Below are 22848 nucleotides of genomic sequence, written 5' to 3'. Positions count from 1 at the left end.
CTCGCATTTCAATCAAAATAGAACAGAGTAACCACCTTGCGCTGTTCCTCCGCATCCTGGCAAGTTTTCAGCAAAGTGTGGCTTTCGTGAAAAGCAAAACAGATCAGTTGCTGGCAGCGAGAAATAATCTCCTGATTGCACATGGCGCTTGCTTCCGGGAGAGACAAACTGTCATTTTTGGGATTTTCTACCAAATGTATCACTTGTTCGAGCTGGTCGCGAGACTCCCGGGGCTGGCGGCTCATGCTTTGCGGCAAAATCACTGTCAGCAGATTAGGATCTGCTCGCATTGCCCCCCGAATTGCGGCTGAATTGGTGCCTGTAGCGCCAGAAGTGATGAGCTGATTGCCTCCCAGAACTATGGCGTAGCTCAGCATCTCAATTAGCTGCTGGTGGGTAATAGGAACGTGGCGAGAACCCAAAAGAGCAATCCGCTTGGAGCTGGTTTGCTGGATCGCCGCAAGTTCTTGTAAAAAATCATCTACTCTGGGTAGCTCAATTGATTGACTCAAAGAATTTATTAAATTAAATAAAACTACGTTGTGGATTTTAGCAGACTCACTAGCCATTGCCGCCAAAAAGAAGTTAAGAATTGCTGATTTACGAGATTTGACGAGAGGATGGGGAGATTTGAGTTCGCCTGAAGGCAGAATGTCTGAAGGCATTCGGCAGCCGGAGCTCAAGGTAGAATTCAAGAAAAATTGAGAATTTAAGAATTTTGGACTTTTTTTATTTAAACAAAAAATTCTCTCTGCCGAATGCCCGCTGCCGAATACCTTCTTCCCTCGGATCCGGCTGCCGAATATCTTCCGATCCGGCTGCCGAATTAATGGACTCGATCGCCCAGGCCCAAGGATGCCATCAGACCCTCAAGGTCAAAATGTTCTGCCATTAGCTGAGTAACGCATTCCACCTTGATCGGTTCGTGGAGGCGCACGTTGCCAAAGGTGCTGTCGATAATTTCCACCGTGGTTAAGGTATCCAAATCAACAGACAAAACTGGAATTTCCATTTCTTCTGCCCTGCCGATCACCAGGGGAGAAGGAGGCAAGTGGCCTGTCAAAATTAAGCACTGAGTAGAGCTTTCCAGAGCCGCTAGCTGAATGTCCGTGCGATCGCCCCCCGTCACCACCGCCATATTTCTCGCTTTGCGGAAATACTTCAAAGCAGAACTCACATTCATTGCGCCAATTGTCAAGGTTTCCACCATCAAGTCCAAACGGTCTTTACGGCAGAGCACATCAGCTTTCAATTGGTGCACCAATTCTTTGACGCTGACACTGCGCAGCAAAGCGCTTCTCGGCAGCATTCCCAAAACTGGAATACCCGCAGCCTCCAGAAAAGGCCGCACAGTCGCCGTTACCGATTCGAGTTTGTCCGAGGGAACGTCGTTGAGTACCACGCCCAGCAACCGCGAACCCAAACGCCACTTAGCCGACAGCAAATCGTCTACATACAGATCGATCGGGCGGGCTACCAACAGCACAGAGGCATCTATTGCCTCAGCGACTTGAGCCAAAGACAAATCAAACAGACTGCCTTCCTCCAAATTAGCTGGGCCTTCTAACAGCACCAAGTCTGGGCTCTTAGCTTGCAAATATTGCGCTAAAGACTGGCGGTAATCTGTCTTGTCTTCTCCCCGCAAACGCTTGTGAACCGTCTCTTCGTCCAAATACAGCAGTGTTGACGGTATCTGGTTTTCTGCGAGCTTCAGCGTCTCTACCGCGAACCGCACATCTTCGTCTTCGGTTCCAGCTCCCTCTGAGCTGAAACTGGTTCCCAGAGGTTTGCCGTAGGCGACGGCGAGTCCTTTTCCCCGGAGTCCGAGCGCCATCCCTAGGGCGATGGCAGACTTGCCGCTGTAAGCTTTTGTGGAACCGATCAGCAAATATTTAGTCAATTTTGGTACGCCTTCAATCCTCAATTTACACCTGTCTATTTCAATAAATTTTGTTTTTTCTACAGTGTTTCTGAACCGATCCTCAATTTGGCAATACTATTATACTCGATTTTGTCGCTTTTGCGCCGCTCGATTTTTTGAGTGAAACTTTTATTCACCTGTTGGCAACCCTATTCCTTAGCATTTTTTTCACATATCTTTTTTTTAATCGGTTTTTTCATATATTTTTTTACCGCTGGTTTAGACAACTATTCATAGAGTGTAATTCCCTGAATAACCGTTTTTTATTTAAAGGTTGTGGTAACTTTAATTAATTGCGTAAATTAGACATTGCTACCGAGCGGTATAAAATAAAAAAACCAGTAAAGGGGATATTATTATCGCTGAAACAGCCTAATTATAGGAATATATGGCTATTTAAGATTGGTAAAATACAGGTATTGCGTAGGGATAAAACACGGTTTATATTTTCATTATTTTCGCCAAGTTTGAAGAGAGTATAGGATTATTAATGATTAATATTATTAGGGCGAAAATCCGCGTTACAAAGGATATGAATAACTGCGATTTCTCAACTATTTAGGAGCTGGATTATAGCTTCTAAACACATAAATTTTATGGTGGCGCGGGCTGGCATTTCGGCCGCCCAAAGGCTGATTGCGATGCCAGCCCGATCGGAGATAGAGGGCTGTAGATGATAGAGTTTCGTTAGCCGGGCATACTGCGTTTTCCTCTCAGCTACCGAGCCGCAAAAGTTTAACGAAATCGGACGGCGCGATCGCTTGCAGCACAGCACCAATGTCCTTTCATAGGCTTTCCTTGCTTGTTCCACAACAAATACAGCAATTGTCAATTGGATGAAATACAGGTAGGGACTCAGACCAAGCCTGAGTCCCTACGCGAAATCTGTATCCCGCTCGCTCCATCTGCTGTAGATTTGCCGAAAGCGGTGGGAAGAAGTGCGATCGCCCAAAGAGATTTTTGAGAATAATGCAACAACTCAGTTACGATTGCGCTGATAACAATTGACTGGCGCACCAATCATGTAATGTCGCCGCCCCCGTGGCGTTACACTATTGGTGCGCCAGTTATAGCGCCCGTCAATCGATTTTAGATTTTAGATTTTAGATTTTAGATTGAAGAAAGCGACCCCACTGATAAATCCGGGGGCTGGCGATCGGGATTCGGAGCTTTTTTCTCGCTCCGCGAATCAATCCGGGAGCCCCGGATTAAATTGCTCGATCGTCAATTGCAGAATTTCGGCAGCGCGGCTGCGGTGAAAGTTATTCATCCATGCGCATCAGCTTGCGGTAAAACGTTTTAGAAAAATCGACGGTACGAGTCCGCTGAAAACTCACGAGTACCTCAATTAAGCAAGTGACAAACTCAGAGCTTTGCATAGTCACTTCGTAGCTGAGTTCAGCATTGCCGTCAAACAACACCCGACAGCGGGTTAAGTCGATCGGCAGCGACGAGATATTCCAACTAGCGACAAACGGCACGTCCTCGCCACCGTCAATTTTTCTTGCCCCCTCCAAGCTTTTGAGCTTGTAGAGGCCAATAGCGTGCGGCAAAAACTTGCGCCTGGGCTCTGGACAGAAAGGGGCGTAGACTTTCACTTCTTTGTCGTCGGCTGGCTTGAGTTGAGGAAGAGACATATTTCTACTTCAGACAATTATTACTAACAGATAGTTGAGATCCCCTGAAAAAACTAGCAGATATTCCAGGTCGATCGCAAGCAAAAGTCATGCCAAAGAATCTATGCAATGCCAGTTTACCCAAGTCTCCGAAGCAGCAAGCCCACGGATTGTCCTCCCGTCTGCTTTCGACAAAAGGCCAGAAACTGGTACAGTAAATACTTATCTCTAAAATCAAAAACTATTGGTGGTTGAATCAAGTAACCTATGCAGGAGAGTTCTTGGCCAGAAAACGACGCTCGCAGCGAGCTTAACTTGGACATCTCTGATTTAGCTCAAGAAGAGCTCAAGAGTTTGACCTCGAACTCGAAGGTCGGCACAGTATTTGCCATACCAGACCTTGGCGACAGGGTGTTTGACGCGGAAACAAAAGCTCATCTCCCGGTTGCGGTGTCTGTGCCGGGATGTCCCTCTTTTGCTCCAAATCTGTACCGGGGACGGCGGGGAAAAGCCGCCGCCGTGCTGACGGCGATTTGGGGCGGCACGATCGCCCTGCACTTGATTTCTTGGGGTGCGTGGGTAGTGTGGGGGTTGACGGGACTGCTGTGGATGCAAGCATTTCGAGTTTTGTTTGCTTCGCCCAAGCCCGCACTGCAGCCTCTTGCCGATGACAGTCGAGAGGATTGGCCCTACGTGTCGCTGCTGGTGGCGGCGAAAAATGAGGAAGCGGTGATTGCCCGATTCGTAGAATCAATCTGCAATGTAGACTATCCGATCGACCGCTACGAAGTTTGGGCGATCGACGATCACAGCAGCGACGGCACGCCGCTAGTATTGGAACAGCTAACCAAACAGTACCCCCAGCTCAAAGTATTTCGCAGGGGAGCAAATGCCAGCGGCGGCAAGTCGGGAGCCCTGAATCAAGTGTTACCGCTGACTCGCGGGGAATTTGTGGGAATATTTGACGCCGACGCGACGGTAACGCCGGATTTGCTGCGCCGGGTGCTGCCAGTGTTCGATGGAGAAAAGGTAGGCGCTGTGCAAGTCAGAAAAGCGATCGCCAATGCTTCGGTAAATTTTTGGACTCGCGGCCAAGAAGCAGAAATGGCTCTCGACAGTTTTTTCCAGCAGCAGCGGATTGCGATCGGCGGCATTGGAGAATTGCGCGGTAACGGCCAATTCATGCGTCGCAACGCCTTGGAACGCTGCGGCGGCTGGAACGAGGAAACGATTACCGACGACCTGGATTTGACCGTGAGGCTGCACCTAGACCGATGGGACATTGAATTTCTAGCTTTCCCAGCCGTGTCAGAAGAAGGAGTCACTAACGCTCGCGCCCTGTGGCATCAGCGCAATCGCTGGGCAGAAGGTGGCTATCAGCGTTATCTTGACTACTGGCGGCTAATTTTGCGGAACCGCATGGGAACTGGGAAAACTTGGGATTTATTTGGATTTTGGGTATCTCAATATTTCTTGCCCACAGTAGCGCTACCCGACTTTTTGATGTCAATTGTGCTGCGCCGGATGCCGATCGCCAGTCCCCTAACTTTTATGACCCTTACTTTGTCAGTGGTGGGAATGTTTGTCGGTTTGCGCCGCACTCGCAAAGAGACCAAATTTGACGTTAAAAGAGTTTGTACCACCTTGCTGCAAACGCTGCGGGGTACTGTTTATATGTTCCACTGGCTGCTGGTAGGGACTGTGACGGCTCGGATTGCAGTACGGCCCAAACGGCTCAAATGGGTCAAAACCGTCCATAAAGGCGCCGATAGTAGCATCAAGTAAACAATTAGCAGAAATATCTCGGCACAGTATTGCCCAAAGTCCGAAGATTTTCGGAGAAAAAAAAACACCAACGCTCGCCAACTATGTCCCCGCCAGAGCCTAAGAGTAAAATTTGGCAATTCCGAGAAAAAAACACTTTGAAACAGCTCAGCTAATAGGTAATCGGCGAGCGGTAATAGCCAATAAGTAATCGGCAATACAAAAGTCGAAAATTCAAAGATATAGCAGTTACCAAGGCGGTTAAGACGTTGTTAATGGCTGAAACGATTGATTTTATTGCTTCTTCCTTCTTCCTTCTTCCTTCTTCCTTCTTCCTTCTGCTATAAAAGCGAGAATTTTTAACTTTTAACTTGACAAAAAACCAATTACTATCTATTAATTATGAATTGCCAATTAGGACGAATTGCTTGTTGCCAACTACCCGTCACCCGTAATTGATAATGGATTTGTTAGAGTACCAAGCTAAATCTTTATTTCGCCAGATGGCAATTCCGATTTTGCCGTCGCAGCGGATTGACAATCTCGCCGACCTCAAAGGACTGAAAATTCCCTACCCGGTTGTACTAAAATCGCAAGTGCGGGCTGGGGGACGGGGCCGGGCGGGCGGTATCAAGTTTGTGGAAAATACGATCGATGCAGTAGCTGCCGCCCAAACAATTTTTAATTTGCCGATCGAGGATGAATATCCCCAAGTCCTGCTGGCAGAAGCAAAGTACAACGCCGACCAAGAATTGTACTTAGCGGTACTCCTAGACCCCGTAGCGCGACGCCCGGTGCTTCTGGGATCGAGACAAGGAGGTATGGATGTCGAAGGGTCGATCGAGCAAATGCAGCAAGTTGCCGTAGACCAGGAATTTTCGCCATTCTACGCGAGGCGTCTCACGCTGAAAATGGGATTGCAGGGAGACTTGATTCAATCCGTGAGCACCATTGTCGAGAAAATGTACCGGCTGTTTGTCGAAAAAGATTTAGATTTAGTAGAAATCAATCCTCTCGGCATCAGTCCAAGGGGAGAGGTAATGGCTTTAGACGGTAAAGTCACCGCCAACGACGATGCCTTGGGGCGGCATCCAGATTTGGCAGCACTCTCGGAGAAGAGGCTCTTGGGCGGGTTGGCACGGGAAAGGAGAAGTCCCCAGGCCCCAGGCGATCGCCTTAATTCCAACTCGAAGCTGCAGCACTCGCCACAGCCAGAGTTTGACCCCAAATCTCAATCCCCAATCTCGAATTCCGAATCCCTGCAATTAATCGGACTAGACGGGAATATCGGGATTTTGTGCAACGGAGTGGGCCTAACAATGGCAACTCTGGATGCTGTAACCCACCAAGGAGGAAAACCAGCTAATTTTGTGAATATGGGTTCCCTAGACCGCTACGATGCAGCAAATGCGCTGCGCGATTGCGCGGAGTTGGGTCTGGAGTTAGTGGCTCAGGATAAAAACGTTAAGGTGATACTTGTAAATATTTTGGGCAGCGCCTCCAAGAGCGAGGAAATCATTGCCGCAGTAGCGGGGTATTTGGAACGGAAAGCTCGCGCTAACCGCCACATCCAAGTTGTGCTGCGCCTGGTAGAGATCGATGCTGATGCTGTTAAAAAGCGTTTGGGACAGTGGCCGGTGCAGCTAGCAAGCACTTTGGATGAGGCTGCGGCCACCTCTGTATCCTCCGCCAAGTAGCGTCCGCTGCAGTCGTGAGGCAAAAGACAAGAGTTATGCACAGACGAAGGCCTTCTGCTTTTTAAAGATCGAGTGTCAAGTGGGAAAAAATGAATTTAACTCCTGAAAGCAAAGTCCTAGTACAGGGCATTACAGAATCTCCCGCGTCAACCCGCTCCGCCCTGATGATGAAAGCATACGGCACGAATGTAGTCGCCGGTGTCAGTCCCGGTCGGGGGGGGCTGGAAGTGGAGGGAATTCCGGTTTTTGATTTGGTAGAACAAGCAGTGGCGGCAGTGGGTCACGTTGACACTGCGGTAATTTTTGTAGACGCTTACTCGGTGCTGGATGCGGCTCTAGAAGCCATCGCCGGAGGAATTCGGCAAATCGCGATCGTCACTGGGGGAGTACCTCCTCTGGATATGGTGCGCTTAGTCAGAAAAGCAGAGGCCACCGAAACTTTGGTAATCGGGCCCAACAGTCCGGGGATTATTGTGCCCGACAAATTGCTGCTGGGAACTCACCCCAAGGAATTCTACACTCCCGGCCCGGTGGGGGTGATCAGCCGCAGCAGCACTTTGACTTACGAAGTTGCCCTAGAACTGACTGAGGCGGGGTTGGGACAGTCGATGGCGGTTTGTATTGGCTGCGACGCCATTGTCGGTTCTTCTTTTATGCAGTGGCTGCAAATTTTGGACGAAGACGACAGTACCGAAGCGATGGTTTTGGTGGGTGAAGTTGGCGGGTGGAGCGAACAAGCTGCTGCTTCTTACATCGCCGAGGCGATAGACAAACCCGTAGTTGCTTATCTGGCCGGCCGCTACGCTCCCAAGGGGCCGTCTTTGGGCCATGCCGGCATCCTGATCAGTTCTCGGGCTGCTGCCCAGAAAGCCTTTGGAGTTACGACCCCAAACAAAATGGCTGCCTTTGAAGAGGCGGACATACCTGTGGCGGCTCGACCTTCGGAGGTTCCTAAGTTGCTCAAAAAATTGCTAAAGAAAAATTGATTGCTTTGGGAGTTTTCACAATAGTCCTAACCCTCTTCGGGGTTGGGATAGGGGTAGGGCGGGGGCGGGTTTTGTCACAAAATTGTCTGCAGAATCCCACAACAGCAGGCTAAACCCGCCCGCCCGACACATTTACGATATCCTTACCACAGCCCTCTGACCGGCCCCTCAGGCTGCGGTGCTGGTGCTGGCAAGGGTGCGGGTTCGGCCCGGCGGCGCGCTGGAGGCGCAGTTGTTGGCCCAACGCTGCGCGGAGGTTCGATCGGACTTTCGGGGCGAGTTGTTTCAGTTGTGCCAGTTGTCGATCGCATCACATCTTGAAGCAGGCTTTGCAGAGTTCCGGCTAAACTTTGAAGTTTCCCAACAGTGCCACTAATACTAGCAACATCTACGTAAACCTCGGCCAGAGGATACTTTTTCAGGATTTCCAGCAGCGATACCTTACCGTCGTCCCCGGCTGCCAGGATCACCGCCGCCCGCAGCGCTTTGCCGCTTTCTGTGCGGCGCTGAGTCCGAATTGCTTGACCGATTTCGTCAGTGATTTTTTCTCCCGGGGTGCTGTACACTACCCTGGCCAGATTAGCCGGCTTTAAACCGATTTCTAAACCCATCAACCCCCGCAGTATTTGCGCGTCCATTTTGGAGAACCGGATAATTTGTTGGAGGGTTGGCGTCGTCGTGCCGTCTTTAGCAAAGTCTTCTAAGTCGCTGATATTGATGGCTTGTCTGATCGGGCCAAATGTGAGGACAATTTTTTGGGCCCCTAATGCTGTACTGCTGCTAGATAATATGCTCGCGCTTGCTCCTAAAAGTAGGGCAATGCCGATCGATACAAATTTTTTTAATTTCATTTTCACGTTCACCGCTCGATTAAAATTATTTTTTTGAGGTTTGTACATTATAGATGCAGCAGTTATATTCTACCAGGTGACGAAGGTAGTCCCAGTTCCCAAACACAATGCAACTGTAGGCCCGCGATCTAAACCACCAGCTTCATTGGTCATTCCCCATTCTTCAATTCTTTAATCTAAAATCTAAAATGGTATAAGTTGTGCCCGCGTCACACCCATAATCTCGACCGACATTTTTGGTCGCTCTCGACTTTAAGAATAAGTAATCACATCTACAGAAATATTTTTTCTTCTATTCATTCTGCCTTCTACCTTCTACATAAGTGCCTTCGACATCAAAGTGCCTTCATCCTCATACATAAGTACCTTCTAAAAGTTATCGCAACCGCCCTGACGGTGAGGAGGTTCTTAATTGCTGAAACATAAGCGGTCGATTGCTTCTTCCTTCTCTCCCATATCACTAAAACCTTCTGACTGACCTCCGTTACATCCGTTACATTTATTACATCCTCAGAAAGCGAATCCGTTGCCGAACTTCCTTCTGCTATAGCGGTTCGATCGCGTGGTGAGGTATGCCCTATGCCCACGGAGGCTTATGCCCTATGCCCACGGAGGCCTATGCCCATGAGTACCTCATATGAGAGCTCGAAAGGCTATATATGTTGAAAACCAAGCGCAAAGCCAAGAAATCAAAACACAAGCACAGCCAAAAAACAACAGCGCTAAGCAAAAAAGAAGTAGCAGCACAAAAACGCAAAACTTCACAAAAGCGCAATGAATTGCGGCAGGCGATCGGCATAAGCTGCTTAGTCAGCGTTGCTCTCAGCATCCCCCTGTTGTTCGTAGCCAGCCCTAAGATTGCTGTTGCAGGAGGGGCTGCCGGAGCCATCTTGCTGCTTTCCTACAAATACCCCCGTCAAGCTTTGTGGGCTTTTCTAATTTACCTGCCTTTTAGCGGTACAATTACTTACGCAATTGGCGGCGGGAATGCTGCATTTCAAGTAGCCAAAGATGCTTTCTACATACCAGCTCTCATCGCCCTAATCCAAAGCTGCAAAAAGAAACAGTTGCCCCTGTTCATTCCCAAACAAATGCTTTCTACCTTCAGCATCCTGTTGATGATGGCAATGCTGACTTTAATTTTTGTCAACGGGGAGATGCAGCTCAACCCTATGAACGGCGACAAACCAATTCTGCAAGGAATTCTCGGCTTAAAAGTATTGATAGGTTACATACCGCTGATCGCTTGTACCTATTATCTGCTCCGCACTAAGAAGGATTTAGTATTTTTTAGTCGAATGCACGTCGTTTTGGCGATCGTTTGCTGCCTTCTCGGTTTGATTCAGTACCTGTTGCTGCAAAGTGGAAAGTGTGCGGGCACCCGAGGAATGATCGGAGAAGAATTATATAAAGCAACGCTGCAAGCTAGATGTTTGGTCGGCGGTTCTTTGGTGTTCAGTCCAGAAGTCAAGTTTATCCGCTTGCCGGGAACTTTTGTAGCGCCTTGGCAGTGGGCGTGGTTTTTAATTTCTAATGCTTTTGTAACCTTTGCCTCTGCCTTTTGCGACCCTTCATTCTGGTGGCGAGTGATCGGTTTATTTGGCATGGCATTAGTATTTGCCAATGCAGTTATTTCCGGTCAAAGAGCTGCTTTAGTTATGGTTCCCGTTGCTACGGCCATCCTGCTAGTTCTCACCGGTCAATTAGTTAATTTAAAACGATTTATTCCCATCGCTGCAGGACTGGCGATTCTGCTGTTTGTCGGTGCAGCAATTAACCCGGGAATTATCGAGCAGCGCTGGGAGAGTGTTGTTAGCCGCTGGAATGCTGCACCACCCCAGCAGTTTCTCTTTAATCAGTTCGAGCAGAGCAACAATTTTATCATTGACAGACCTCTCGGTAGAGGTGTGGGACGAGCGACTAATTCAACGCGGATATTTGGTACCACGCAGCTAATTGAAACTTTCCAACCTAAGTTGATCTACGAACTCGGTTATCCGGGAATGATTGCTTTTCAAATCATGCTTTTACACTTGGCTTTTCTAACTTTTAGAGCTTACCGTTCTGTGAAAGACAAAAGTTTGCGGAGTTACGGAGCTAGTTTTTGGGTGTTCGTTGGATTTATTACGCTCAATACTCAATACTATCCGCTGGATGTAGATCCAGTGTCCGTGTATTATTGGGTTTTAGCTGGGGCGATTTTAAAGTTGCCCACAATTGACAAACAGGTGCAGGATGAAAAACACCAGGAACTTGAGTCAAATGATTTGCAAGTTCACCAGCAATTAAAGGAGAAAAAAATTATTGCATCTGCCCCAATTTGACAGTCTCGGGCGCAGAACCTCTATATTGAAGATTTGCACTGCGCACTTTACTGATTGAGAGTCTTGGACGCAGAACCTCTATATCAGGACTTACGCATAACCTCTATATGTAGGTTTGCAGTGCGCACCTTACCGCTATAAATAGCACATTAAACCACTTGTATTGACTGTATAAATGTCGGTATCTCCGCTAACGAAAGCCAGCCGCTGGCCGTTGGGCGACCAAACTAGGGTAGGGCTAACATCTATGTTTGGTGAAAGTTCGGGGTGGGCGGCACTGCTAGCATTGACCGCAAATAAATTGTTTCTCGCCTTGCTACCACGCATCTGGAGGGCGGTAAACGCTAGTATCCTTGGTTTTTGGGTTGGGGGTGTTCCGGGGCCCTGAAGGTTCAAAAACAAGCTGATTAAGAGTGTTAGTGATAATAGGGCGATCGCCCCGATCCGCCATAATTTATTGAAGCTGAAAAGTTGCATAATTTGCAACAAGCTTTTCAGGGGCGGGATCTTCGGCCCACCCCACACTCCACTTAAACTCTTGTGGAACAGGCTTTTGTGGAACGGGCATCTTGCCTGTTCCATATCCCAGGGGGAAATCCAAGTTAAACGCATTTTATCGATGCATTTGCTAATTTTTAAAGTGTTTGTCTGTCGATATGTCTCGACAGCCTCAAACTCTGTTTAATTCTGCCAATAATTAGCTCGAACATTTTTTTTCGGGAGGGATTCTTGCTGCTGGGCGGCATCCCTAACTCGCAACACATCAAGTTCAAGTCAGTTGCACTCATTGCCAACAATTGTTTCCTCACCTCTTCTTCATTACCATTCTTAGCTTGTAAACGCAGTTCTTCATAAACTTCTAGAACATTGGCAGCCGATAAATTAACAGGTTTATTTACATCAGCACCCATGGGAATATCCGAAGTTTTTGACCCAGCAGAAAGCACTCCCCGCTTGACTTGAGTTTCAAGCCGGGTTAATTTTCTAGAAACCTCCCGCAAGATTTCCTTAAGTTCGCCAATTTGCTCAACTAACCCCCCGCTTTCTTGTTCGGAATCAGCAAAAATTTCTTTTTTACTCATTTCAGATACTCCTCACACTCGCGCCATAGTTTTTCAAATTCTCTAACTAATTCTCGCGGCAGTTCTCCCTCATTAATCGCCCGTTTTAGCCCGACGCTTTCCCGAATCGTCGATTCTAAAAATCTAACTTCTATGTTATTGTCTTTTGATATCTCTGCACAAAGTCTCTTTACTTCTCTCATGTAAAACTGAACTTCATTTGTCAGCAATCCTCCATAGATTTTAGCTTTATTCATAAACACTGCAATCTTGGGAAACGGATAAGGCTCAATCCGTTTCTGGAGCGAGTTTAAAACTAAACTCAATCCCCTAGAACCAAAATAATCGGGATTGACGGGAATCAATATTAAGTCGCAACAAGAGAGTACGCTGTAGGTGAGGAGACTGAAGGAAGGTGAACAGTCAAAAAGCATTAAGTCGTATTTGGGGAGATTGGCAGAGTTAGCGATTTTCCCAATAAATCTGCGGATGAAGTCTTTAACACTTTTTCCCTCAAATCCATCGATATCCAACCAATACAATTCTTCAACTGAAGGGACAAAATGCAACTGTTCGTCAATCTGATAAATGGTGTCGAAACCAACGGGAAATTTAAAATTATGTCCGGCTTTTTTAAATACTTCTAAAGCGTCGTAAATTGTAAGTCTGTGCTTAAGAGATTGTTCGTACCACTTACCAAACTTGTCATCTAAATGACCCGTATTTTCGTTAAGTCCGATCGCCTCTGTGAGGGACATTTGCGGATCTAAGTCTAACATCAAGACTTCTAAGTCGGTTCCTTGGGATATAATATTTCCCAGACTCCAAGTGACGGTGGTCTTTCCGACACCGCCTTTGAAGTTGATTACGGCTATTGATTTAGGACTCATGGCTGCTTTTGTTTAGGTTTTGCTCAAATATAAATTAAAACATATTGTGTGACTTTGTTCAGCCTGCGATCGCCCACTAGGGTCACGATGTGCCAATTGATATATAAAAATGATATAGCAATCCTAAATCATTTGTGAATTTCTTACTCCCTCCCCTTGGTAAGGGGAGGGCTGGGGTGGGGTAAAAAATTTACGACTCATTTAGAATTGCTATATATCATTAACTAAGTAGAACAACTTAAGAAAACAGAAAACCCAGCTCTTCGATGGCTTTAAGAAATCGGGGATCTAACAGAACATTATGTCACATCAACTAACTCATTTTTTAAAACTGTAACCGTTGCAACTCCGTACACGCATAACGGAGAGAAGGCAAAGTAATGCGATCGACTCCCTGAGGACATATTTCTGTAGCCAATTTTTTTGCCGCTTTTTTAGCTAGTTCAATCCTCTCTTCTGCACTCATTTTTTTATCTTTATAATCAGTATTTTCATTACATTCTTGTCCTTCCATATTGTTATTGATGTAATAAAACCACGTTTCAATATTTCGGGCGGGCACAAAAATAGCAACTTTCTCGTCACGCAGTCGCGGATCTCTGTTTAAATTACCTGCTGTTTCGTCTAATGCTATATTTAAAGAACGCATTCGATCGTCCAAGCTATCTTCATCAGCATCAATCATTACCACTACAGCAATATTTCTGTACTTACGTTTTCTATAACTTTTAATAATATCTGGATAATACTTGACTATCGAAGCATTGTTATTCTTAATTTCTCTCCCTTTAGGATTGCCAAAGTCTTTAATTTTGCGATCTTCCAAGCCCCGGCAGATCAGATATTCTCTGATAAATCGCTCTTGGTCAATATCTTCACAGAGAATAGTTACTTCTGGTAAATCATCTCTACTCGTCATAAATCCATCCAAGTTCTATAAGCTTAGCAACTGATAAACCTTCTTCTTCAGTATCAGTAATTCGCCGCACGCGGACAGCTTGATTATCTTCTCGTTCAAACCAATAACCTGAATTGCTTGCTAAGTAATTAATTAATGAGGGGTGATGAGAAATTAACATTGCTTGTGCTTGATTTTCCAGACAATAGTCCATCACCCTACCCCACCAAGGTTTTATTTCCGGTAAAGCCAGGAAATTTTCTGGTTCATCAATACACAAAGTAAAATTATCATCAGGAGAACAATATATTAAGGTGTATAGAGCAATTAAAGCTTTTTGACCGTGTGATAATTCATTAAGCCTATAAGCAGCTTTGCTGGGACGGGTAAAAGATGCTGACAAAATCCTAACATCACCGGATTTATGATTTTGAAATGAATCAAATCCTTGAATAATCTTTTGTAATTCCAGCGTTAACTTAAATATTTTACCTTGAGATTCTTGAGATAAATAGCTGTACCAAGCTGCATAATTTGACATATCCCAGTTAGGTGAACTTTCCTCCTTAAGGCTTTCTGATTCCATTATATAAGGATTGATCTGTACAATAAAAAAGTTAGAAATCCGTTTTTTGAACCATGTAAGCTTTAGATTGTCAGGCCTCTCGTAAATCAAACCAATGCCAGAACGCGACCAATCAAAGAACGGCAAGAAAGCACCTTCGCGATCGGGATCGTCATTATACAACCTAGCTTGGCCTGCAGTTATACCTATATCCTCTGGATCAACCCAGAAATTAAACAGAGGTTGTCCGTCAAAAGTTAAGCTTTCTAGTCGCATTCTAGGAGGTGCATAGTCTCTTTGATGTTCGATCTCTAGGGTATATTTATAAATGCCACCATTTCCTTCAATATCTAATTCAAATTTTTGAATGTTTGATTTTTGCCATCTTGTTAAATCCTTGCTTGCAAACAAATCTGATACCCTATACTCTCGCTGGAAAGCTTGATCGCCTAAAATAAATTTCTGTAGTTTTCTTAAAACCTCGAAAACGGTAGTTTTGCCCGATCCATTTGAACCCAGAAAGAGATTTAAGCTATCTACTGTCAATTCAAAATTGACCAGGCATCTAAAATTATTTACATAAATTCTCTTCAGCATAATTTTTATTGATAAACGTTAGGATAATAAGCAATTTAAGGGTCGATTAGAAATACATCCGTTCTCCCACAAGACTTTGTACTTGCAAAGCAAAGCCAATTATTTATTTTTATGTCTTGAAATTGGTTAAGCCAAAGGCTTCTTTAACCAATTCTTAGTTAAGTTCAACGGTGGTTTTCATGGTGCCATCTGCTTAATTGCTTATCAAATTTAGAGGGTTATCATAATTACTCGGTTATTTACCATTATTAATATTGCCTTTAAATACAGTTTGAAGTTGACACTAAGGGCTGGCAAAATTGCCAGCCCTCAAGTTGTTTTAGCGTTTGACCAACTTCTTAGAAACCTTCCGCAAGCGAATTGATTTCGGTGTTACTTCCACCAATTCATCCTGACCGATGTACTCCAAAGCGCGCTCCAAACTCATGTCTATCGGCGCTTGCAATTGCGCCAATTCTTCACCGCCAGATGCGCGGTGGTTTGTCAACTGCTTCGACTTGCAAATATTCAGCTCCATGTCTTCATCTCGGTTGTTTTCTCCGATAATCATCCCTCTGTAAACCTTGGTTCCGGGGGTAATGAAAAATACGCCGCGGTCTTCAGCATTTTTCAGTGAATACTGGGTCGCAATTCCTTCTTCAAAGGAAATCAATACTCCGTTGCGACGGGCGACAATTTCTCCGCCCAGGGGGCGATAATCGAGGAAGCTGTGGTTCATAATTCCAGCGCCGCGAGTCAAGCGCATAAACTCGCCTCGGAACCCGATCAAGCCGCGGGCGGGAACTGAAAATTCTACTTGTGTGCGGCCGGTGCTGCTGACGTGCATATCTTGCATTTCTGCTTTCCGCTGACCGAGGCGTTCGATGCAGCCACCGACTGCTTCTTCCGGTACGTCTAATACCAAACATTCAAAGGGTTCGCAGGGACGACCGCCGACTTCGCGGAAGATTACTTGGGGCTGGGATACTTGAAATTCGTATCCTTCGCGACGCATATTTTCGATCAGGATTCCGAGGTGGAGTTCGCCACGGCCGGATACGAGGAATTTGTCGGGAGATTCGGTTTCTTCGACGCGCAAGGCGACGTTGGTTTGGAGTTCTCGCATTAGCCGATCGCGAATTTGTCGCGATGTTACCAAACTTCCTTCTTGACCGCAGAACGGCGAATCGTTCACAGAGAAAGTCATCTGCAAAGTTGGTTCGTCTACTTTGATTAAAGGCAGCGCTTGCGGGTCGTTGGGGCAGGTAATTGTCTCGCCAATATACGCATCAGCAAAACCAGCAACGGCGACAAGATTACCAGCAGAAGATTCTGGGATATCAATCCGCTTCAGGCCTTCAAAGCCCATCAATTTGGTAATTTTTGATTTGACAAGCGCGCCGCTTTCTGTGATTAAGACTGCTTGTTGACCGATTCTAATCGTGCCGTTGTGGATGCGGCCGATGACGATGCGACCAACGTATTCTGAGTAATCTAAGGTGGTTACTTGCAGTTGCAGCGGTTTGTTGGGGTCGCCTACGGGGGGCGGTACGTGGTCTAGGATTTCTTCAAAGAGGGGCTTCATATCTACCCCTTCGTCTTCGAGGTGTTTTTTGGCGTAACCGCTTAAGCCGGAACCGAAGAGATAGGGAAATTCGCACTGATCGTCGTCCGCACCTAGCTCGAGGAACAGATCCAAAACTTTATCGACGGCTTTGTGGGGGTCGGCTCGCTCGCGATCGATCTTATTCACAAAGACGATGGGGCGCAGTCCTTTTTCTAGGGCTTTTTTGAGCACGAACCGGGTTTGCGGCATCGGGCCTTCGTTGGCGTCTACGATCAGCAGACAGCCGTCAACCATCCCGAGAACTCGTTCGACTTCGCCGCCAAAGTCCGCGTGTCCGGGGGTATCGACGATGTTGATCAGGGTTTCTCCGTACCTGACGGCGGTGTTTTTGGAAAGGATGGTAATGCCGCGCTCGCGCTCGATGTCGTTGGAGTCCATGACGCAATCTGGGATTTCTTCCCCTTCGCGGAAGATCCCGGACTGTCTGAGGAGAGCGTCCACAAGGGTGGTTTTGCCGTGATCGACGTGAGCAATGATGGCGACGTTGCGAATGGGAAGACTCATAATGCGTCTGGAACGTTAAACGGATCTAACTAAAGATTTCTTAATAATTGTAGCGCATCGAGTCAAGGGGCGATCGGGCGGCTGCCAGATTGGAGTGCGATCGTCGCTAAAATCAAGATTATGGAAGCGCAACCGAGAGAAATGTAACGTTACACTACCCCTGACGGCAGAGTTCCTTTCGATCGGCGATCTTGAGTTGGCCCAGGTGAAGAAGGTTGGATACGGGGCGATCGCCGGTATTAAGATGAGGGTGCAAGTACGATCGGCTTTATGGAAGTACAACCCAGAGATATTCAGCGTTACAGCACGTCAGACGGCAAAGTTCCGTTCTCGGAGTGGTTAGACTCCCTGCGGGATCTCAAGGCAAAATTTAAGATTGACCGGCGACTCGATCGAGTTGGGACTGGAAATTTAGGAGATTATCGGGCAGTCGGAGAAGGTGTCTATGAGTTGAGGATAAATTACGGCCCCGGCTATCGGGTCTATTTTGGACAAGTAGAAGAAACAATTGTACTTTTGTTGATAGGCGGGGATAAAAGCACTCAAGAGCAAGATATCCGCAAGGCTAAAACATACTGGACAGATTACAGGAGTTAAGACAATGACAATGCCTAAGAGCTTACCTTATCACCCCTATAAAATTTCAAATCTCAAAGATCCGGCATATTCTGCTGGCTATCTCACAGAGATTTTTGAGGAGGAAGAAGGAGATTTGGAATTAGGAATCATGCGAAAAGCACTTCGAGATGTATTTGAGGCTCTGGGCGAACCAAATATGTCTGCTGAAGATGCCTCATTGCATTTGGAAAAATTAGATGTTTTGTTGTCGGGAGAAGGAAGTGCGACAATTTATGCTTTGGCAAGTTGGCTGAATGCTCTGGGATTGAAGTTAACTGTTGCGGTTGATGAAGGGGATAAAGGGGAAGAGGAAGATTCTGTTGGTGGTGCTGAGTTGGCGGAAGTTGGTAATGTTTGAGAAGGGGCGATCGCCCGTACAATCAGCTAGCAGCTACGATCGGCTTTATGGAAGTACAACCGAGGGAAATTAGGCGTTATATTACCCCAGACGGTAAAAATCCTTTTGCAGAGTGGCTTAGTTCCCTGCGGGATTTGAATGCGGTAGTTAAAATTGAGCAAAGGCTTGACAGAGTTCGCTTGGGGAATTTAGGAAACAGCAAGTCTGTTGGGGAAGGAGTCTGTGAATTGAAAATTGACTTGGGGCCTGGGTATCGCGTGTACTTCGGGCAAGTTGGGTCAACAATAGTGCTTCTCCTTTGCGGTGGAGATAAAAGCACTCAAGAACAAGATATCCGCAAAGCGTATGAGTATTGGAAAGAATATGGAGAACGCCAAAATGCCAACAAGCGATAGTTATCAGGATTATCTGATTGAAGCCCTCAAGGATAAAATGCACGCTGCGGCTTATCTAACAGCGCATTTGGAAGATGAAAAGCCTGAACCTGGTTTGCTGGAACTCGCACTTAGCAATGTATTTGAGGCTCTTGGGGAACCAAATATGTCTGCGGAGGATGCCTCATTGCATCTGGAAAAATTAGATGTTTTGTTGTCGGGAGAAGGAAGTGCGACAATTTATGCTTTGGCAAGTTGGCTGAAAAATCTGGGATTGAAGTTAAAAGTTGCGGTTGATGAAGGGGATAAAGGGGAAGAGGAAGATTCTGTTGGTGGTGCTGAGTTGGCGGAAGTTGGTAATGTTTGATTTTGGGAGATCGAGCTTTAAGCTACTAATTAGACCTTAACGGCGCTCGAAGCCCGATCGCTAAAGGAAGTAGCCGATCGCTCCGGGGTCTCCTACAATACAGTTAAAAGTTGTGCCCGATCGCCCGGTATCGCAATGGCTGACATCGGTGCTCTGCTAAAATTGGCGCCGACCTTTGATGTGTCGATCGCACAATTGTGGGATTTGGTCCAACAGTAACAAATTACACTTAAAATAAACCAGCGCCACCAGCGCCAACCAGTGCGACCTCGCATGGACGATCTACTGTGCGACGATCGCGATCGCAAAAGATGCCAGAGTTGGCGGATGGGACGGGGCTTCCTCAGAAAGAGATGATATATTCTCAGCGGCAATTGTAGCTGTTCGATCGCCCATATCGGTTTACAATTTTTAACGTTGAGCCTTATTGAAGTGCAGGAGTGGAGCTGGCTTGGATAACGCTAGTCTGTCAAGAAAACCCCCGCAAGCCTCGGAGCTTGTCGCCGACGAAATTCCAGAAGCAGTGCGAGACCACCCATACCTAGAAGCACGGCCGAGTCAGTCCAAGAAAAAAGGGCTGATTTGGAAACTGCTAGGGTTGGCCGCATTAGCCTGTGGGGTCAGCATCTGGCTGCACCTCAACTTTAACTTGTTCCCAGCCACCAGTCAGGCAGAGCAAACTCAACAAAACCCAGCATCGGTAAGATCGCCCTCAGGAGCGGCCGCGAGTCCAGCTACCAACTCAAAAGCCGGCACCGCCGCCGCCACCCCAGAAAACCTGCTGGGACACTTGCCGTACCCAGAAGCACCAGCCAAAGACTTGGTAAGCGTCACCCCCGACGGTAGCGTCAAACTCCGCACCTGGGCAGCAGCAAAATATCAGGAAATGGCTAACGCCGCAGCGGCATCAGGCATCTATTTCGCTCCCATATCCGGCTTTCGCTCCCTGCAAGACCAACAGCACGTATTTTTTGACGTGAAAGCCGAACGCAGGCAAAACGCCAGCAAACGAGCCGAAGTCAGCGCCCCTCCAGGTTACAGCGAACACCATACCGGTTACGCGATCGACATCGGCGACGGCAGCGCCCCGGAAAACAACCTCAGTCCCAGTTTTGAAAATACCCAAGCATTCAAGTGGTTAGAAGCCAACGCCGTCGCCTTCAGCTTTGAAATGTCCTTCCCCAAAAACAATCGCCAAGGCGTCAGTTACGAGCCTTGGCACTGGCGGTTTGTGGGCGACAAGCAAAGCCTCGAAACTTTCTACAAAGCTCATTCCATGAAAAAGTAGAAGGTAGAAGGAAGAAGGAAGAAGGAAGAAGGAAGAAGGAAGAAGGAAGAAGGAAGAAGGAAGAAGGAAGATTTTCCACATCTCCGGCTTTGCCACTCGGACACTCTCCCACTGCCGCACTATCCCACTCTCCCATTCCCCCACAAGGACACTCCCCCACTCCCCCCCACTCGGTTGAGCCAAACTCGTGATTGCAATCTATCCAGGCAGCTTTGACCCCATTACCTTCGGTCACGCAGATATTATCGAGCGGGGATCTAAACTGTTCGATCGGGTAATTGTTACGGTAGTCAGAAACCCCAGCAAAACCCCTCTCTTCACCGTAGAGGAACGGATCGAGCAGATCCAGCGCTCTACCCAACACTTGCCAAACGTAGAAGTAGACAGTTTTGAGGGTTTGACAGTAAACTATGCTAAGATTCGACAAGCCAAAGTGCTGCTGCGGGGGCTCCGGGTATTAACAGATTTTGAAATGGAACTCCAGATGGCCCACACCAATAAAACCCTTCTGGGTGAAATTGAAACAGTTTTTTTGGCAACTTCTAACGAGTACAGCTTTTTAAGTAGTAGTGTAGTTAAAGAAATAGCCAAGTTTGGTGGCTCCGTAGATCATCTTGTTCCGAAACACGTCGCCCTAGATATTTACAAATGTTACGCCAGCAGGAACCAACTCGCATCGAACCCGACAGTACCGGCCTCCGCACTGAGAACGAATCACCTCAGAACACAGCCGCCTTCGGAGACCCCACCCGAACCGCAGGAGTAGACATCCAGCGGGAATTGAACCGGCTTGAGGAAATTGTTCTCGACAGCCCGCGAATTCCTATGACCAGACGCACTCTGGTGGATGAAGAACAGTTGCTCGATCAGTTAGACTTGGTGAGGCTAAATTTGCCGATCGCCTTTCAGGAAGCCGAGACGATCCTCCGGCACAAGGACGACTTGCTTCAAGAGGCGGAACTTTACGCTCAGGAAGTGATAGAAGCAGCAGAACAGCGAGCGGCAGAACTTTTAAACGATATGGGCCTGCTTCAGCAGGCGAAGATAGAAGCAGATCAGTTGCGACAGCAAGTTTTGCTTGACTGCGAGGCAATTCAGCAGGCGACGCTGGCGGAGGTCGAACAAATTCGCTACCAGGCTCAAGAGGAATTGGAAGAGATGAGAGTGAGGGCGATGGCTGAATGCGAGGAAATTCAAAACGGAGCCGACGATTATGCCGACCAAGTGCTCGATAATATCGAGCAGAAGCTCAGCGATATGCTGCGCGTGATCCGCAACGGGCGCGATCGGTTGGATAGTGTTTCTGCCTCGCACATCCATAACACCAACGGTTAGCCAACCTTTAACTCATTGCGGAAACCTTTCTAAAAGTCTACCTAATTTAGGTAGATTTTTTTTCGGAATAGTCTTTATAGTCTTTCTTCCTCCCTCGCATTTTCTAAAAGTATGGCACTTCCCAGTAGAGTATCTGAGTTAGTCAAAATATTGGCTGCTTATTCATTCCCTATATATCTCCTGGATTCGACATTAGTGAAATAGGTGTTGTGAGCGTTTTATAAGTTTATTTGCCCCGTACATCCGCTGCTGAAGCTCGGCTTTTTACTGACAGGCAATTTGTTGGTTTGTTGGGCGATTATTTACCTGTTGCAGAAAGTTATGCCCAAAAATTACAGCCAGTATTGTCTGGGAATTTAATCGGATTTTGTGTTTTAGCGGATGTCTTCATAAAACTGCTTGAGATAGCGGGGAGAAACGCCAAATCCCCACAAAAAACCAATCGAAAGATAGATCGCAATTGCTTTAAATTCGCCCCAATTTGCCACTCGCCGATCGCTACTTTCCACTACCCGATTGACTAACTTAAGTCTCCCCCGTCGCACTAACTTCAAACACAAATCCGCTTCCTCCATAATTGGCAGCGCGGCATCGAAACCGGCGCATTCCCAAAAATCTGTACGGCGGCAAAAAATAACTTGGTCGCCAAACAGCAGGCGCAATCCTTTGAAAAATAAATGAGGTCGAAATAACAGCGGCGCGTAATAAGTTTTCAGGTAATTGTGGAGGGAAAAACCCCATCTTGTTTGCTGCGAACCAGCCATCAGGGAGATAAACCCGCCGCCGGAAATTTCGGTATCGGACAATGTTTTCTGGATAACTGCTACAATGTCGTCGGGAACTAAAGTATCGGCGTGGAGAAAGCACAGAATTTCGCCGGTGGCGACAAGGGCACCTAAGTTCATTTGCACGGAACGTCCGGCTGTACTGCTAGAAATAACGCGGATGCCGGCCGAAAGTGCGATCGCCGCTGTGGAGTCTTGACTGCCGCCGTCTACCACCAACACTTCCCAAGCGGGAGGATTGAGAATGCTGAGTTGGCGGAGGGTGCGTTCCAGACAAGTCGCTTCGTTGACGGCTGGGATGATAATAGAAACGCGATCCATCTGGTTGAAATTTATGCCAGAGATATTATAATAAAAAACTGTGGCGATTCACAACTAACGAGAAAATAGAACTTATGCGCGCGGATTCAGAAACCCGGTGTCTGCCTGCGAACTCGTCACGA

General features: G+C 47.1%; 23 protein-coding genes. 12 read left to right on the top strand and 11 right to left on the bottom strand.

Going from position 1 to position 22848, the window contains the following annotated elements:
• Positions 1 to 8: 8 nt before the first annotated feature.
• The 3 genes from QUB61_RS13190 to ebsA all read right to left on the bottom strand — a co-directional run bounded on the left by QUB61_RS13190 (position 9) and on the right by ebsA (position 3558).
• Positions 9 to 512, bottom strand: a complete 504-nt coding sequence (locus tag QUB61_RS13190) for a hypothetical protein (RefSeq protein WP_039887610.1) — start codon at positions 510 to 512, stop codon at positions 9 to 11.
• Positions 513 to 826: 314 nt separating this feature from the next.
• Positions 827 to 1924, bottom strand: a complete 1098-nt coding sequence (locus QUB61_RS13185) for a phosphotransacetylase family protein (protein ID WP_333128934.1) — start codon at positions 1922 to 1924, stop codon at positions 827 to 829.
• 1259 nt (positions 1925 to 3183) lie between these two features.
• Positions 3184 to 3558 carry a type IV pilus biogenesis protein EbsA gene (gene ebsA / locus QUB61_RS13180; protein ID WP_333128938.1) on the bottom strand — a complete coding sequence of 125 codons (375 nt, stop codon included), beginning with the start codon at positions 3556 to 3558 and terminating at the stop codon, positions 3184 to 3186.
• A gap of 246 nt (positions 3559 to 3804) precedes the next feature.
• Between ebsA and QUB61_RS13175 the strand changes: the two genes are divergently transcribed.
• The 3 genes from QUB61_RS13175 (at position 3805) to QUB61_RS13165 (ending at position 7984) form a co-directional block, all read left to right on the top strand.
• Positions 3805 to 5322, top strand: a complete 1518-nt coding sequence (locus QUB61_RS13175) for a glycosyltransferase family 2 protein (RefSeq protein ID WP_333128941.1) — start codon at positions 3805 to 3807, stop codon at positions 5320 to 5322.
• 440 nt (positions 5323 to 5762) lie between these two features.
• The gene (locus tag QUB61_RS13170) at positions 5763 to 6998 is read left to right on the top strand and encodes a succinate--CoA ligase subunit beta (protein WP_333128944.1); all 1236 of its coding nucleotides are present in this window, start codon (positions 5763 to 5765) and stop codon (positions 6996 to 6998) included.
• An 89-nt stretch (positions 6999 to 7087) separates the two neighbouring features.
• Entirely contained in the window at positions 7088 to 7984 is an 897-nt protein-coding gene (locus QUB61_RS13165) for a CoA-binding protein (RefSeq protein ID WP_333128946.1), read from the top strand.
• A gap of 143 nt (positions 7985 to 8127) precedes the next feature.
• Here QUB61_RS13165 and QUB61_RS13160 read toward each other — a convergent pair whose 3' ends face one another.
• The gene (locus tag QUB61_RS13160; RefSeq protein WP_333128948.1) at positions 8128 to 8835 is read right to left on the bottom strand and encodes an alpha/beta hydrolase; all 708 of its coding nucleotides are present in this window, start codon (positions 8833 to 8835) and stop codon (positions 8128 to 8130) included.
• A gap of 659 nt (positions 8836 to 9494) precedes the next feature.
• Between QUB61_RS13160 and hpsL the strand changes: the two genes are divergently transcribed.
• Positions 9495 to 11159 carry a hormogonium polysaccharide biosynthesis protein HpsL gene (hpsL, locus tag QUB61_RS13155; protein WP_333128950.1) on the top strand — a complete coding sequence of 555 codons (1665 nt, stop codon included), beginning with the start codon at positions 9495 to 9497 and terminating at the stop codon, positions 11157 to 11159.
• 135 nt (positions 11160 to 11294) lie between these two features.
• Here the strand turns inward: hpsL and QUB61_RS13150 are convergent, their stop codons facing one another.
• The 6 genes from QUB61_RS13150 to typA form a co-directional block, all read right to left on the bottom strand.
• Positions 11295 to 11771, bottom strand: a complete 477-nt coding sequence (locus tag QUB61_RS13150; protein WP_333128952.1) for a hypothetical protein — start codon at positions 11769 to 11771, stop codon at positions 11295 to 11297.
• 23 nt (positions 11772 to 11794) lie between these two features.
• Positions 11795 to 12241, bottom strand: a complete 447-nt coding sequence (locus QUB61_RS13145) for a hypothetical protein (protein ID WP_333128954.1) — start codon at positions 12239 to 12241, stop codon at positions 11795 to 11797.
• Positions 12238 to 13110, bottom strand: a complete 873-nt coding sequence (locus QUB61_RS13140) for a ParA family protein (RefSeq protein ID WP_333128956.1) — start codon at positions 13108 to 13110, stop codon at positions 12238 to 12240. Before QUB61_RS13140 ends, QUB61_RS13145 begins: the two co-directional genes overlap by 4 nt.
• A gap of 325 nt (positions 13111 to 13435) precedes the next feature.
• Positions 13436 to 14029 (bottom strand): hypothetical protein, encoded by a 594-nt coding sequence (locus tag QUB61_RS13135; RefSeq protein WP_333128958.1) that lies wholly within the window; start codon positions 14027 to 14029, stop codon positions 13436 to 13438.
• Positions 14019 to 15170, bottom strand: a complete 1152-nt coding sequence (locus QUB61_RS13130) for an AAA family ATPase (protein ID WP_333128961.1) — start codon at positions 15168 to 15170, stop codon at positions 14019 to 14021. Before QUB61_RS13130 ends, QUB61_RS13135 begins: the two co-directional genes overlap by 11 nt.
• A 319-nt stretch (positions 15171 to 15489) precedes the next feature.
• Positions 15490 to 17280: a translational GTPase TypA gene (typA, locus tag QUB61_RS13125; RefSeq protein WP_333128964.1), complete on the bottom strand. Its 1791-nt coding sequence runs from the start codon at positions 17278 to 17280 to the stop codon at positions 15490 to 15492.
• Between the two features lie 270 nt (positions 17281 to 17550).
• Between typA and QUB61_RS13120 the strand changes: the two genes are divergently transcribed.
• From QUB61_RS13120 to QUB61_RS13085, 8 genes are all read left to right on the top strand, one after another.
• Positions 17551 to 17877 (top strand): type II toxin-antitoxin system RelE/ParE family toxin, encoded by a 327-nt coding sequence (locus tag QUB61_RS13120; RefSeq protein WP_333128967.1) that lies wholly within the window; start codon positions 17551 to 17553, stop codon positions 17875 to 17877.
• A 10-nt stretch (positions 17878 to 17887) separates the two neighbouring features.
• On the top strand, positions 17888 to 18256 hold the full coding sequence (locus QUB61_RS13115) for a transcriptional regulator (RefSeq protein ID WP_333128970.1): 369 nt from the start codon (positions 17888 to 17890) through the stop codon (positions 18254 to 18256).
• A 47-nt stretch (positions 18257 to 18303) separates the two neighbouring features.
• Positions 18304 to 18651 carry a type II toxin-antitoxin system RelE/ParE family toxin gene (locus tag QUB61_RS13110; protein WP_333129036.1) on the top strand — a complete coding sequence of 116 codons (348 nt, stop codon included), beginning with the start codon at positions 18304 to 18306 and terminating at the stop codon, positions 18649 to 18651.
• Positions 18635 to 18997 (top strand): transcriptional regulator, encoded by a 363-nt coding sequence (locus QUB61_RS13105; RefSeq protein WP_333128974.1) that lies wholly within the window; start codon positions 18635 to 18637, stop codon positions 18995 to 18997. The genes QUB61_RS13110 and QUB61_RS13105 overlap by 17 nt, the downstream gene beginning before the upstream one ends.
• 451 nt (positions 18998 to 19448) lie before the next feature.
• Positions 19449 to 20285, top strand: a complete 837-nt coding sequence (locus QUB61_RS13100) for a M15 family metallopeptidase (protein ID WP_333128976.1) — start codon at positions 19449 to 19451, stop codon at positions 20283 to 20285.
• Complete coding sequence (locus QUB61_RS13095; RefSeq protein WP_333189984.1) at positions 20213 to 20476, top strand: hypothetical protein; 264 nt, start codon at positions 20213 to 20215, stop codon at positions 20474 to 20476. Before QUB61_RS13100 ends, QUB61_RS13095 begins: the two co-directional genes overlap by 73 nt.
• Entirely contained in the window at positions 20473 to 21051 is a 579-nt protein-coding gene (gene coaD, locus QUB61_RS13090) for a pantetheine-phosphate adenylyltransferase (RefSeq protein ID WP_333128980.1), read from the top strand. Before QUB61_RS13095 ends, coaD begins: the two co-directional genes overlap by 4 nt.
• Positions 20934 to 21620, top strand: a complete 687-nt coding sequence (locus QUB61_RS13085) for a DivIVA domain-containing protein (RefSeq protein ID WP_333128982.1) — start codon at positions 20934 to 20936, stop codon at positions 21618 to 21620. Before coaD ends, QUB61_RS13085 begins: the two co-directional genes overlap by 118 nt.
• Before the next feature lie 374 nt (positions 21621 to 21994).
• Here QUB61_RS13085 and QUB61_RS13080 read toward each other — a convergent pair whose 3' ends face one another.
• Positions 21995 to 22726: a TIGR04283 family arsenosugar biosynthesis glycosyltransferase gene (locus QUB61_RS13080; protein WP_333128984.1), complete on the bottom strand. Its 732-nt coding sequence runs from the start codon at positions 22724 to 22726 to the stop codon at positions 21995 to 21997.
• Positions 22727 to 22848 lie beyond the last annotated feature (122 nt).

Source organism: Microcoleus sp. C2D2 (assembly GCF_036702495.1).
Lineage (GTDB): Bacteria > Cyanobacteriota > Cyanobacteriia > Cyanobacteriales > Microcoleaceae > Microcoleus.
The sequence above is the reverse complement of the archived record's forward strand: the minus strand, read 5'-3'. Positions and strand labels throughout refer to the sequence as shown.

Bases quoted from the DNA above. Each gene is read 5' to 3' on its own strand.
- QUB61_RS13150 (WP_333128952.1), bottom strand. From the start codon at position 11,771: ATGCGTTTAACTTGGATTTCCCCCTGGGATATGGAACAGGCAAGATGC.
- QUB61_RS13120 (WP_333128967.1), top strand. From the start codon at position 17,551: ATGGAAGTACAACCCAGAGATATTCAGCGTTACAGCACGTCAGACGGC.
- QUB61_RS13080 (WP_333128984.1), bottom strand. From the start codon at position 22,726: ATGGATCGCGTTTCTATTATCATCCCAGCCGTCAACGAAGCGACTTGT.
- QUB61_RS13170 (WP_333128944.1), top strand. From the start codon at position 5,763: ATGGATTTGTTAGAGTACCAAGCTAAATCTTTATTTCGCCAGATGGCA.
- QUB61_RS13115 (WP_333128970.1), top strand. From the start codon at position 17,888: ATGCCTAAGAGCTTACCTTATCACCCCTATAAAATTTCAAATCTCAAA.
- QUB61_RS13165 (WP_333128946.1), top strand. From the start codon at position 7,088: ATGAATTTAACTCCTGAAAGCAAAGTCCTAGTACAGGGCATTACAGAA.
- QUB61_RS13110 (WP_333129036.1), top strand. From the start codon at position 18,304: ATGGAAGTACAACCGAGGGAAATTAGGCGTTATATTACCCCAGACGGT.
- ebsA (WP_333128938.1), bottom strand. From the start codon at position 3,558: ATGTCTCTTCCTCAACTCAAGCCAGCCGACGACAAAGAAGTGAAAGTC.
- QUB61_RS13085 (WP_333128982.1), top strand. From the start codon at position 20,934: ATGTTACGCCAGCAGGAACCAACTCGCATCGAACCCGACAGTACCGGC.
- QUB61_RS13175 (WP_333128941.1), top strand. From the start codon at position 3,805: ATGCAGGAGAGTTCTTGGCCAGAAAACGACGCTCGCAGCGAGCTTAAC.
- QUB61_RS13105 (WP_333128974.1), top strand. From the start codon at position 18,635: ATGCCAACAAGCGATAGTTATCAGGATTATCTGATTGAAGCCCTCAAG.
- QUB61_RS13135 (WP_333128958.1), bottom strand. From the start codon at position 14,029: ATGACGAGTAGAGATGATTTACCAGAAGTAACTATTCTCTGTGAAGAT.
- QUB61_RS13145 (WP_333128954.1), bottom strand. From the start codon at position 12,241: ATGAGTAAAAAAGAAATTTTTGCTGATTCCGAACAAGAAAGCGGGGGG.
- QUB61_RS13140 (WP_333128956.1), bottom strand. From the start codon at position 13,110: ATGAGTCCTAAATCAATAGCCGTAATCAACTTCAAAGGCGGTGTCGGA.
- hpsL (WP_333128950.1), top strand. From the start codon at position 9,495: ATGTTGAAAACCAAGCGCAAAGCCAAGAAATCAAAACACAAGCACAGC.
- typA (WP_333128964.1), bottom strand. From the start codon at position 17,280: ATGAGTCTTCCCATTCGCAACGTCGCCATCATTGCTCACGTCGATCAC.
- QUB61_RS13130 (WP_333128961.1), bottom strand. From the start codon at position 15,170: ATGCTGAAGAGAATTTATGTAAATAATTTTAGATGCCTGGTCAATTTT.
- QUB61_RS13160 (WP_333128948.1), bottom strand. From the start codon at position 8,835: ATGAAATTAAAAAAATTTGTATCGATCGGCATTGCCCTACTTTTAGGA.